Raw genomic sequence first — 11,904 nt, 5'->3', positions numbered from 1 at the left:
GAAATCCCTTGGTTCGCCGGGAATTTTGCGGGGTTTGCGGAATTGAGCCATTTAAATAGGCATGTTAGGCAATGAGGAAGCAGGAGACCAAGTGTCTGAGCAGGAGCTCGAGGTAAACGAGACTGAGCTGGGCGAATCCGCCGAGGACTCAGCCGACGCCACGGCAATTGTCGCGGAAGAGTCCGAGGTCGATTCCGCTGCGCCCGAATCTGCCGACGTCGACTCTGAGGATTCCGAAGAGGACTTCGAGTCCGACGTGGTTGAAGAGTCCGATGACGCGTCCGGCGAGGCTGCCGACGTCGAGACCGCGGAAGAGTCCGACGGCGACCAGCTGGCTGCCGCTGCTGCAGCAGCGCCTGCTGATCCCGCGGAGGAGTTCAAGGCCAAGCTGCGCCGCCAGGAGGGTGACTGGTACGTCATCCACTCCTACGCCGGTTACGAAAACCGCGTCAAGGCCAACCTTGAGACCCGCATCCAGACCCTGGACATGGAAGATTACATCTTCGAGATCCAGGTGCCCATGGAAGAGGTCGTCGAGATCAAGAATGCGCAGCGCAAGGTTATCAACCGCGTCCGCATCCCCGGTTACGTCCTGGTCCGCATGGACCTGACCGACGCCTCGTGGGGCGCCGTCCGTCACACCCCCGGTGTTACCGGCTTCGTGGGCAACGCCCACAACCCGGTCCCGCTCCGCCTTGACGAGGTCTTCTCCATGCTCGCCCCGGTCTTCGAAGAAGAGCAGGCAGAGCAGGGCAAGCCGGTCAACAAGCAGAACCAGGCCCCCGTGGCCGTCGACTTCGAGGTCGGCGAGTCGGTCATCGTCAAGGAAGGTCCGTTCGAGACCCTTCCGGCAACGATCTCCGAAATCAAGCCCGAGTCCCAGACCCTGGTGGTTCTGGTCTCGATCTTCGAGCGCGAAACCCCGGTGACGCTCGCATTCAACCAGGTCACCAAGATCTAGCTGATTCCAAAATTTCGCTCCTGTCCTGCCTGCTTAGCAGTTCGGGAGCGGCCGGCCGCCTCGCCATGGCGGCCACCAACCTGGGACGCGCTCCTGTGTCCCAGGAAGCTATTGAGAGAAGGACCCTACATTGGCTCCCAAGAAGAAGGTCACCGGCCTCATCAAGCTGCAGATCCAGGCAGGTGCCGCTAACCCGGCTCCGCCGATCGGTCCTGCACTTGGCCAGCACGGTGTCAACATCATGGAATTCTGCAAGGCGTACAACGCTGCAACGGAATCCCAGCGCGGAAACGTTATCCCGGTTGAAATCACGGTCTACGAGGACCGTTCCTTCACCTTCATCACCAAGACCCCGCCGGCTGCAGAGCTCATCAAGAAGGCTGCAGGCGTCGCCAAGGGTTCGGCTACCCCGCACACCGTCAAGGTTGCCAAGCTGACCCAGGCACAGGTTGAGGAAATTGCTTCCACCAAGATGGAAGACCTGAACGCCAACGACATCAAGGCTGCTGCCCTGATCATCGCCGGCACCGCCCGCTCCATGGGCATCACGGTCGAAGGCTAGAACCCTCGAAGGCCTATCGTGGCCTTCACCCGCCGGGCAACCGGTATCTGAAACATTGAAATGTCGCAGGATCCTTGCCGGATCCCCGACTGTGGCAGGGCCCAGCGCGGTCCGCAGACCACAACTGCACAAGGAGAAACAGCAGCATGGCAAAGCGCAGCAAAGCATATGAGGCAGCCGTAGCCAAGATCGAGGCAGACAAGGTCTACGCCCCGTTCGAGGCCATCACCCTCGCGAAGGACACCAACCCTTCAAAGTTCGACGCAACCGTTGAGGTCGCTTTCCGCCTGGGCGTTGACCCGCGTAAGGCCGACCAGATGGTTCGTGGCACCGTCAACCTGCCCCACGGCACCGGTAAGACCGCCCGCGTCCTCGTTTTCGCAACCGGCGACAAGGCTGAAGCAGCAATCGCTGCCGGCGCCGACTTCGTTGGTTCCGATGACCTGATCGAAAAGATCGCCGGCGGCTGGACCGACTTCGACGCCGCAGTGGCAACCCCTGACCTCATGGGCAAGGTTGGCCGCCTCGGTAAGGTTCTCGGCCCGCGTAACCTCATGCCGAACCCGAAGACCGGCACGGTTACCCCGGACGTCACCAAGGCTGTCAACGACATCAAGGGCGGCAAGATCGACTTCCGCGTCGACAAGCACTCCAACCTTCACTTCATCATCGGCAAGGTGTCCTTCGACGCCACCAAGCTGGCTGAGAACTACGCAGCAGCACTGGAAGAGGTGCTTCGTTTGAAGCCGTCCGCTTCCAAGGGCCGCTACATCCAGAAGGCTACCGTTGCCACCACGTTCGGCCCGGGCATCACCGTTGACCCGAACGTCACCAAGGTTCTCACCGACGCGTAAGCTTCGCGAGCACTGGCTCTGAAAAGGACCGTCCGGCTTTTGCCGGGCGGTCCTTTTTCTGTCCCTGCCTGCATTCGCTTCCAGCCTGTTTTCTTGTCTCCGTCTGTTCCGCGCGGGAGGCGGGCCGTAGGCTGTGGTGCGTGACGTCGTCGAACATTTCAGGGCCTTCCGGATTGACCGTGGAACGGATCCGTGTTCCCACGAGTCCGGACGCCGCAGATGCCCCTGACTTTCAGGCCTTTCACCAACTGAACGTCGTCCACGCCATGGAACTGTGGGGCAACCTGGACCGCTGCGCTACCCTGGCCGAGGCCGTCCTTTTCTGGCAGGGAAATGAATACGAAGAGCGCCAGGTCCATCTGGCCCGCCTCGATGGTGAGGTGGTGGGTTGCGGCACTTTGACGCTGCCCCTGAGTGAAAACACGACGACGGCGGGTGTGGACGTGCTTGTCGACGCGCCCTTCCGGCGCCGTGGCTTTGGATCCCGGATCCTGGCCCTGTTGGAGGAACTGGCCAGTGGCCGCGGGCGGGTTTCGTTCGATGCCTACTGCGGAGAACCCATCGCGCCCGTCGAAGCCGGCGTGGAGTTGTTGGAGGCCAAGTCCGGCTCAGGCGGTGTGCCTTTGGACGCGGCATCCACACGCTTCGCCCTCCGCCACGGTTACTCGTTGGAGCAGGTCGAAACGAACAGCACGCTTGCCTTTCCCGTTTCCGGGGAATCGCTTGGGGTCCTGGAAGCGGAGGCCTTGAGACGCTCGGCGGGCTACAGCGTCCTGGGCTGGAAGTCGCGTTGCCCGGACCACCTCGTGGGCGCTTTCGCCCGCCTCAAGAGCCTCATGAGCACAGAGGTTCCCATCGCGGGCCTCGGGTGGGAAGGCGAGGTGTGGGACGCTGCCCGGGTCCGCCGGGAGGAAGCCACCTGGCAAGCCAGCGGTGTGGAGTCCGCCGTGTGCGCAGCCCGCCACGACGCTACGGGGGAGCTGGCCGCCTATACGGTCCTGACGCACCGTGAAGAGGCGCCGGCGGTGATCTACCAAGAGGACACCCTGGTGGCTCCCGGGCACCGGGGACACGGTTTAGGGATGCTGGTGAAAACCGGCAATCTTCGCCGCGCACAGGAACTCTGGCCGGACGCCACGTCGGTCATGACATGGAACGCCGTTGAAAACCAGCATATGCTGGCCATAAATATCGCCCTTGGATTCAAGCCGTCCGGCTTTGAAGGCGAATGGCAGAAACGGCTGGGATGACTGTAGACGAGACGGGTACCGTTCAGGTCGGGCAGCTGTGGGTGCCTGACACCCTGGACAGCCCTGAGGCCGCCGATTTCCTGGACGCCGTGGAAGTCGGACGCCGGGTGCGCATGGAAACGTGGGGGAGCGACGACCTCGCCTACACTCCCTTGGAAAAGCTGCTGGAATTTTCCGATCCCTATGAACGCCAGATCATCCTGGTGGCCAAGGTCGAAGGCGCCATCGTCGGTGTCGTGGACATCGCCTTGCCCCTGGCTGACAACATGGACCTGGCCGAATTCACCCTGGACATCCTTCCCGAGTACCAAGGGCAAGGAGTCGGACGGCAATTGCTGGAGGCCGCCGAACAGCTGGCCCGCGCCGAAGGCCGGACCATGATCCTGGTGGACACCAACCACCCTGCAACGTCCCTGACGGAGGTACCCGAGGACCAGCTGATTCCGGGCAGCGGGGCCGGATTTGTCCCTGTCAGCAGCAGGGAGGTGGACTTCGCCAAGAGGGCCGGCTACACACTCCAGCACATCGAACAGTTCAGCTCCTGCATCCTTCCCCTGGACTCCCAGCTCGTAGCTGACCTCCAGCTGGAAGCGGAGGAAGCCAACGGGGGCCGCTATGCCCTCCACCACTGGACGGACCGCTGCCCGGACGCCTGGCTGGATGCTGTTGCCGCGTTGGAAAACGCAGCAGGCGAGGTTGTGCGTGACGATGCCGAGGACGATGCCCCCGAGGTTGAAGCGAGCGGAATGGTTTTCGACACGGCCGTCCTTCGGGAAACTGAAGACGCCGCATTGGCGCAGGGACGGCGCACGGTGGTTACCGCCGTCGAGCATCTTGAGAGCGGCAAGCTGGTGGGCCTGACCACCATCAGTGTCCTGGCCCACCGCCAGGACGTGGTCTTCCAGGACGACACCCTGGTCCTCCAGGAGCACCGCGGAAACAAACTGGGTTTGCTCATCAAAGTGGCCAACATGGAACGGCTCAGCGAGCAGTTTCCGGACGCAAGAGTGATCTACACCTGGAACGCGCCGGAAAACCGTTACCTCCTGACTGTCAACAAGCAGTTGGGGTTCACGACGGCCGGCATCACCGGACTGTGGCAGAAGGAACTGCCGGGCCGGGATAAGGGGCCGACAGTCTCCGAATAGGGGCAACCGCGGGCTGTAGTGCCGCCCCGATTTGGTTTGCCGCACACTGTCCCGTAACCTTGAAGTACCAAAGACCGTCGGTTGATGGGAATCCACTCTTTCGAGCACAGCTCAATTCTGCAGCCACGCCCCTGAGAACAAAGTGAATTCCTTGACGAAGGACCCTGAACATAGGGCGGCCGGCGCAGGTGAACGAAGCTAGTCTCCACGGATCGAACCGTGTTGAGCCAAGCCCCGTGCATCTGCGCGGGGCGTTTTTAGTTTTAGCTCTCGTGAGCGGGGACCCGGAAGACCGGCTTTATTCCCCGGAAGGAGGGTTATGACAACGCCTAGCAAGGTTTCCGCAGTTGCGGAGATCACCAACGATTTCAAGGAATCGAACGCGGCTGTCCTGACCGAATACCGCGGGCTCACTGTTGCACAGCTCAAGGAACTGCGTGTTGCGCTCGGCCAGGACACCAAGTTCTCGGTCGTCAAGAACACCCTGAGCGCCATTGCAGCCAAGGAAGCTGGAGTTGAAGCATTCAACGATCAGCTTGCCGGCCCCACTGCAATCGCCTTCATCAAGGGTGACGCTGTTGCTGCTGCCAAGAGCCTGACGGACTTTGCCAAGGCCAACAAGCAGCTGGTTATCAAGACCGGCGTCTTCGAAGGCAAGGCATTGGACGCAGCAGGAGTTGCCGCACTGGCAGCCCTGGAGTCCCGCGAACTGCAGCTTGCACGCGTTGCTGGTGTCCTCAAGGCTCCCGCATCTGCTGCTGCACGCATCATCGACGCTCTGCGCCTCAAGCTTGAAGAAGAGGGCGGCGCACCTGCACCGGCCGCTGATGAAGCCCCGGCCGAAGAGGCTGCTGCTGAAGAGGTTGCGGCTCCGGCCGAAGCCGCTGAAGCTGCAACCGAAGAGAACTAAGTTCTCCCCCCAAACAAACTCTGGTGTATGGATCGGCATCGTCCGGACCTGCACCAACTAATGGAAGGACGCCACCATGGCGAAGCTCAGCAACGAAGAGCTCATTGAAGCTTTCAAGGAACTGACCATCATCGAGCTCTCCGAGTTCGTCAAGCTCTTCGAAGAGACCTTCGAAGTTACGGCTGCTGCTGTTGCAGTTGCTGGCCCCGCTGCCGGCGGTGCTGCTGAAGCTGCTGAAGAGAAGACTGACTTCGACGTCATCCTCGAAGCTGCTGGCGACAAGAAGATCGCAGTGATCAAGGAAGTTCGCGCCATCACCTCCCTCGGCCTCAAGGAAGCCAAGGACCTGGTTGACAGCGCACCGAAGGCTGTTCTCGAAGGCGCCAACAAGGAAGCCGCAGAGAAGGCAAAGGCTCAGCTCGAAGAAGCTGGCGCAACGGTTACCCTCAAGTAACTCGTTTTGCTTTGGAAGCCCCGTCCGGTTCGCCGGGCGGGGCTTCCTGCGTTAAACAGCAACGCGGGGTCACTTATGGCCCATCCCAAGGGGATTTACCGGCCATAAGTGACCCCGCGTTGCTTTAAGAAGGTTCGCTGATGTCCGCTACGACGGCGCCCAGGGCTGAGGTCAGCGCATCGGCGTCAACAAAAGCGCTGCGGCCGTGTGCCCCGGCTCCCATGGAGATGCGCCGCCCCGTAATCGTGGCGTCGGCGTACACGGGCCATGCCGTGGTGCTGCCCAGGGGAGTGATGGTTCCGCGTTCATAGCCGGTGGCGTCCAACGCCACCTCCGCGGGTGGGAGTGACAACTTGTTGACGCCCACCAGCGCGCGCAGCTTGGGCCAGGAGATCTGGCGGTCCCCGGGAATCAAAGCGAAGAGGAAGCTGCCGTCCCGGTGCTTGACCACCAGGGACTTCACAATGTCCGCCGGCCTGATCCCCAGGATGGTGGCGGCCTCTTCCAGGCTGCGCGCTGCGGGACGTTCGACGACGTCGACGTCCAGTCCGCGGGCGGCGGCGTCGGCAAGGAACCGCTCCGCGCCCTCAGTCTCAATGCCGCCCATCAGTCGCGGTACAGCAGTAGTGCTTCGCCCTGGCCGCCTCCGCCGCACAGGGAAACCGCGGCTTTGCCGGTTCCCCGGCGCTTGAGTTCATGGGCAGCATGCAGGGCAAGCCGAGCGCCGGACGCTCCGATCGGATGGCCCAAAGCGATGGCTCCTCCGTGGATGTTGCACTTCTCCAGGGGATAGCGCAGGTCCTTGAGGGACTGCACCGCCACCGACCCGAATGCCTCGTTGATTTCAATAAAGTCGAGGTCTTCGGCCGTCCACCCGGCACGCTTCAACGCCTGGGCGATCGCATTCGACGGCTGGGAGTGCAGCGAGTTGTCAGGCCCGGCAACCTGCCCGGGCTTGCCGACAACGGCGAGGTATTCCAGCCCGTTGTCCCGGGCGAAGCGGCGACTGGTCAGCACGAGTGCGGAGGCGCCGTCGGACAGGGGAGAGGAGTTACCCGCCGTGATGGTGCCGTCCGTCGCAAAGGCGGCCCGCAGTGGGGCGAGGGTTTCCACCGTGGTGTTGGGGCGGACACCCTCGTCCGTGGTGAGGACCAGTGGATCGCCTTTTCGCTGTTTGACCTTCACGGGAGCAATTTCGACGTCGAAGATTCCGTCCGCGATCGCAGCCGCGGCACGCTGGTGCGAAGCCGCCGCGACCTCGTCCTGGGCCTTGCGGTCTATGCCCAGGGTGACGTTCTTGGTTTCCGTGGACAGACCCATGGATTGTCCGTCGAAAGCGTCGGTGAGGCCGTCGTGGGCGGCAACATCCAATGCCTGGATGGAGCCATACGTCCAGCCCTGGCGGGAACCGGGGAGGAGGTGCGGGGCCCTTGTCATGGACTCCTGGCCGCCCGCGACCACCACGGTGGCATCGCCGCTGCGGATCATGCGCGCGGCATCAATGACCGCTGTCAGACCCGAGAGGCACACCTTGTTGATGGTCACGGCCGGGATGTTCCAGCCCACGCCGGCCGCGATTGCGCTTTGGCGGGCCGGATTCTGTCCGGCACCGGCCTGGAGGACCTGGCCCATGATGACGGCGTCAACCTGTTCGGGCTTTACGCCGCTCGCCGCCAGTGCGGCGCCGATGGCGTGCGCGCCGAGTTCGACGGCGGTGAAGCCCGCCAATTGTCCGTTGAGGCGACCCTGCGGGGTGCGGGAAGCGGCGAGGATGACAACGTCATTGTCGTCAGCGGAGTTGCTCATGGTCTCTCTTCCGGTCCGGGAATGGTGTAGCAAGGCTATCGCGGTGTTTGTGACTAACCGTTAAACGATCCTGCCCGCCCGCGCATTCCGGGTGGCCGGGACTTCCTTCATTGGGTGCCTGCGGCAACGGTGCTTGCAATCACGGACGATCTGGGGTAGACAGGAAGGCTGCTTTGCCGTATTGTAGATATTTGCGTCTTCCCTGTTAACCTTCAGCCTTCATATAGCGGTGGGCTTTACCTCTCAGCTGCGTCATTGACGTGCCGTTCCGAAACGTGCACAACCATGCGCAGACTGGGTCCGGGTCATATAGCGGAACCGGATTAAGTATCCTGCGGAGCACTCTGCAGAATGCAAACGGGGGAGATCTGAAAACGCCTGAAGGTCTGTGGAAGGATCCCTCTTGGTCGCCTCGAGCACCTCTAATAACGAAACCGCTAACACGGCAAGCACCGATGGTGCCACCCGTCGCCTCTCATTCGCAAAGATTCACGAACCCCTTGATGTTCCGAATCTTCTCGCCCTGCAGACGGACAGCTTTGACTGGCTCGTCGGAAACGAACGCTGGCAGGCGCGGGTAGCGAAGGCTGTCGAGGAGGGCGACCTCAGCGTCGCCACCACCTCCGGACTTGCCGACATCTTCGAAGAGATCTCCCCTATCGAGGACTTCCAGGGCACCATGTCCCTGAGCTTCTCCGAGCCGGAGTTCGCTGACCCGAAGTACACCATGGCCGAATGCAAAGACCGTGACGCCACCTACTCGGCCCCGCTGTATGTCAAGGCCGAGTTCATGAACAACAACACGGGCGAAATCAAGCAGCAGACCGTGTTCATGGGCGACTTCCCCCTCATGACTGAGAAGGGAACGTTCGTCGTCAACGGCACCGAGCGTGTCGTTGTCTCCCAGTTGGTCCGTTCGCCGGGCGCCTACTTCGAGCGCACTGCAGACAAGACCAGTGACAAGGACATCTTCACTGCGAAGATCATCCCGTCCCGCGGTGCCTGGTTCGAACTCGAAATCGACAAGCGCGACCAGGTGGGCGTACGCCTTGACCGCAAGCGCAAGCAGTCGGTCACGGTTCTCCTGAAGGCCCTCGGCTGGACCGAAGGCCAGATCCTGGAAGAGTTCGGCCAGTACGACTCCATGCGCGCAACGCTGGAGAAGGACGCCACCGAGACCCGCGAAGACGCGCTTCTGGACATCTACCGCAAGCTGCGTCCGGGCGAGCCGCCCACAGTCGAGGCTGCCCAGTCCCTGCTGGACAACCTGTACTTCAACGCCAAGCGCTACGATCTTGCCAAGGTTGGCCGTTACAAGATCAACCGCAAGCTCGGCATCGACCGCTCCCTTGGTGACAAGGAAGCTTCGGTCCTGCACGTTGAAGACATCGTTGCCATGATCAAGTTCCTCGTTGCGCTCCACGCCGGCGAGAAGACCATCATGGGCAAGCGCGACGGCGAAGACCACGAGCTCCGCGTCGACATCGATGACATCGACCACTTCGGCAACCGTCGCATCCGCGCCGTCGGCGAACTGATCGAGAACCAGGTCCGCACCGGTCTTTCCCGTATGGAACGTGTCGTCCGCGAACGCATGACCACGCAGGACGTCGAGGCCATCACGCCGCAGACGCTGATCAACATCCGTCCCGTTGTGGCAGCCATCAAGGAGTTCTTCGGAACCTCCCAGCTGTCGCAGTTCATGGACCAGAACAACCCGCTCTCGGGTCTGACCCACAAGCGCCGCCTGTCGGCACTTGGCCCGGGTGGTCTGTCCCGTGACCGCGCAGGCATGGAAGTCCGTGACGTTCACCCGTCCCACTATGGACGTATGTGCCCCATCGAAACTCCTGAAGGCCCGAACATTGGTCTGATCGGTTCGTTGGCTTCCTACGGCCGCATCAACCCGTTCGGCTTCATCGAGACCCCTTACCGCTTGGTTTCCAACGGTGTTGTCTCGGACGAGGTCCAGTACCTCACGGCCGATGACGAAGCCGAGGTCCTGATCGCACAGGCCAACGCTCCGCTGGATGCCGACAAGAAGTTCTCCGAAGAGACCGTTCTTGTCCGTGCCCGTGGTGGTGGAGGCGAGCCCGTCCTGGTTCCCGCTGCAGACGTTCAGTTCATGGACGTTTCCCCGCGCCAGATGGTGTCCGTGGCAACGGCATTGATCCCGTTCCTCGAGCATGACGATGCCAACCGTGCACTCATGGGTGCCAACATGCAGCGCCAGGCTGTGCCGCTGGTCCGTTCCGAGGCTCCTTTCGTGGGCACCGGCATGGAACGTGCAGCAGCCGTCGACGCCGGTGACGTTGTCATTGCGAAGAAGGCCGGTGTGGTCACCGAGGTTTCCGCTGAACTCGTTGTCATGATCAACGACGACGGCACCGAGACCAACTACCGCATCAACAAGTTCGCCCGTTCCAACCAGGGCAACTGCTACAACCACCGTGTCCTGGTCAACGAAGGCCAGCGCCTGGAGGTTGGCGGCATCATCGCTGACGGTCCCGCAACGGACCAGGGTGAGCTTGCCCTCGGTAAGAACCTGCTCGTGGCATTCATGTCATGGGAAGGCCACAACTTCGAGGACGCCATCATCCTGTCCCAGCGCATTGTTGCTGAGGACGTCCTTTCCTCCATCCACATCGAGGAGCACGAAATCGATGCCCGCGACACCAAGCTTGGTGCCGAGGAAATCACCCGTGACATCCCGAACGTGTCCGAGGAAGTCCTGGCAGGCCTGGACGAGCGCGGCATCATCCACATCGGTGCCGAGGTTGAAGCAGGCGACATCCTGGTAGGCAAGGTCACCCCCAAGGGTGAAACCGAGCTGACCCCGGAAGAGCGGCTCCTCCGCGCCATCTTCGGTGAGAAGTCCCGCGAAGTCCGCGATACCTCGCTGAAGGTTCCCCACGGCGAGTCCGGTACGGTCATCGGCGTTCGCGTCTTCGACCGCGACAACGACGACGAGCTGCCCCCGGGCGTGAACCAGCTGGTCCGCGTCTACGTTGCAGCCAAGCGCAAGATCACCGACGGCGACAAGCTCGCCGGCCGTCACGGCAACAAGGGTGTTATCTCCAAGATCCTCCCGATCGAGGACATGCCCTTCCTTGCAGACGGTACCCCGGTGGACATCGTCCTGAACCCGCTTGGTGTTCCGGGTCGAATGAACGTTGGCCAGGTCCTGGAAACCCACCTCGGTTGGGTTGCCAAGACCGGTTGGAAGATCGAAGGCGAGCCGGAGTGGGTCAAGAACCTCCCGAACCTGCCCCGTGAAACCGGCCAGACCACCGTTGCCACCCCGGTGTTCGATGGCGCCCGCGAAGAAGAAATCACGGGCCTGCTTGACTCCACCAACGTGACCCGCGATGGCGACCGTCTGATCGACTCCTCCGGCAAGACCCGTCTGTTCGACGGCCGCTCCGGCGAGCCGTTCCCGGACCCGATCTCCGTCGGTTACATGTACATCCTTAAGCTCCACCACCTGGTGGACGACAAGATCCACGCGCGCTCCACCGGCCCGTACTCCATGATCACGCAGCAGCCGCTGGGTGGTAAGGCTCAGTTCGGTGGCCAGCGCTTCGGTGAAATGGAAGTGTGGGCGCTCGAAGCTTACGGTGCCGCCTACACGCTTCAGGAACTCCTCACGATCAAGTCGGATGACATCCATGGTCGTGTGAAGGTCTACGAAGCCATCGTCAAGGGCGAGAACATCCCTGAGCCTGGCGTTCCCGAGTCCTTCAAGGTCTTGATCAAGGAAATGCAGTCGTTGTGCCTGAACGTGGAAGTTCTTTCCACCGACGGAACCACGATCGAAATGCGTGACTCTGATGACGCAGTCTTCACGGCTGCGGAAGAACTGGGCATCGATCTGTCTCGCGCAGAGCCCAGTTCCGTAGAAGAGGTCTAGCAGCCGTTCCGGCGGGCACCACTTTGTGGCTGCCCGCCGGGACAGCTCC

The 11,904-nt window shown here is 62.0% G+C and carries 10 protein-coding genes; 8 read left to right on the top strand and 2 right to left on the bottom strand.

Annotated features, from left to right (window positions below; genetic code table 11):
• Positions 1–91: 91 nt before the first annotated feature.
• The 7 genes from nusG to rplL all read left to right on the top strand — a co-directional run bounded on the left by nusG (position 92) and on the right by rplL (position 6,139).
• A complete protein-coding gene (nusG, locus tag HMI60_RS14370; protein WP_193589840.1) occupies positions 92–961 on the top strand; it encodes a transcription termination/antitermination protein NusG in 870 nt (289 codons plus the stop codon).
• A 130-nt stretch (positions 962–1,091) separates the two neighbouring features.
• Positions 1,092–1,523: a 50S ribosomal protein L11 gene (gene rplK / locus HMI60_RS14365; RefSeq protein ID WP_011775609.1), complete on the top strand. Its 432-nt coding sequence runs from the start codon at positions 1,092–1,094 to the stop codon at positions 1,521–1,523.
• Positions 1,524–1,669: 146 nt separating this feature from the next.
• Positions 1,670–2,377: a 50S ribosomal protein L1 gene (gene rplA, locus HMI60_RS14360; protein ID WP_018776699.1), complete on the top strand. Its 708-nt coding sequence runs from the start codon at positions 1,670–1,672 to the stop codon at positions 2,375–2,377.
• 140 nt (positions 2,378–2,517) lie between these two features.
• Complete coding sequence (locus HMI60_RS14355) at positions 2,518–3,627, top strand: GNAT family N-acetyltransferase (RefSeq protein WP_189075259.1); 1,110 nt, start codon at positions 2,518–2,520, stop codon at positions 3,625–3,627.
• Complete coding sequence (locus HMI60_RS14350) at positions 3,606–4,775, top strand: GNAT family N-acetyltransferase (protein WP_079580749.1); 1,170 nt, start codon at positions 3,606–3,608, stop codon at positions 4,773–4,775. The genes HMI60_RS14355 and HMI60_RS14350 overlap by 22 nt, the downstream gene beginning before the upstream one ends.
• 319 nt (positions 4,776–5,094) lie before the next feature.
• Positions 5,095–5,685 (top strand): 50S ribosomal protein L10, encoded by a 591-nt coding sequence (gene rplJ / locus HMI60_RS14345; protein ID WP_018776696.1) that lies wholly within the window; start codon positions 5,095–5,097, stop codon positions 5,683–5,685.
• Positions 5,686–5,761: 76 nt separating this feature from the next.
• Positions 5,762–6,139 carry a 50S ribosomal protein L7/L12 gene (rplL, locus tag HMI60_RS14340; RefSeq protein ID WP_018776695.1) on the top strand — a complete coding sequence of 126 codons (378 nt, stop codon included), beginning with the start codon at positions 5,762–5,764 and terminating at the stop codon, positions 6,137–6,139.
• 124 nt (positions 6,140–6,263) lie between these two features.
• Here rplL and HMI60_RS14335 read toward each other — a convergent pair whose 3' ends face one another.
• Together HMI60_RS14335 and HMI60_RS14330 are read right to left on the bottom strand one after the other, a co-directional pair.
• Positions 6,264–6,746, bottom strand: a complete 483-nt coding sequence (locus HMI60_RS14335; RefSeq protein WP_018776694.1) for an aminoacyl-tRNA deacylase — start codon at positions 6,744–6,746, stop codon at positions 6,264–6,266.
• A complete protein-coding gene (locus HMI60_RS14330) occupies positions 6,746–7,945 on the bottom strand; it encodes an acetyl-CoA C-acetyltransferase (protein WP_018776693.1) in 1,200 nt (399 codons plus the stop codon). The genes HMI60_RS14335 and HMI60_RS14330 overlap by 1 nt, the downstream gene beginning before the upstream one ends.
• Before the next feature lie 403 nt (positions 7,946–8,348).
• On the opposite strand from HMI60_RS14330, the gene rpoB reads away from it, so the two are divergent.
• On the top strand, positions 8,349–11,855 hold the full coding sequence (gene rpoB, locus HMI60_RS14325; protein ID WP_026267008.1) for a DNA-directed RNA polymerase subunit beta: 3,507 nt from the start codon (positions 8,349–8,351) through the stop codon (positions 11,853–11,855).
• The last annotated feature ends 49 nt before the right edge of the window (positions 11,856–11,904 follow it).

Origin of the sequence: Paenarthrobacter sp. YJN-D, from assembly GCF_015040335.1 — a bacterium.
Taxonomy (GTDB): domain Bacteria; phylum Actinomycetota; class Actinomycetes; order Actinomycetales; family Micrococcaceae; genus Arthrobacter; species Arthrobacter nicotinovorans.
This window is presented reverse-complemented; position numbering and strand designations above follow the sequence as displayed.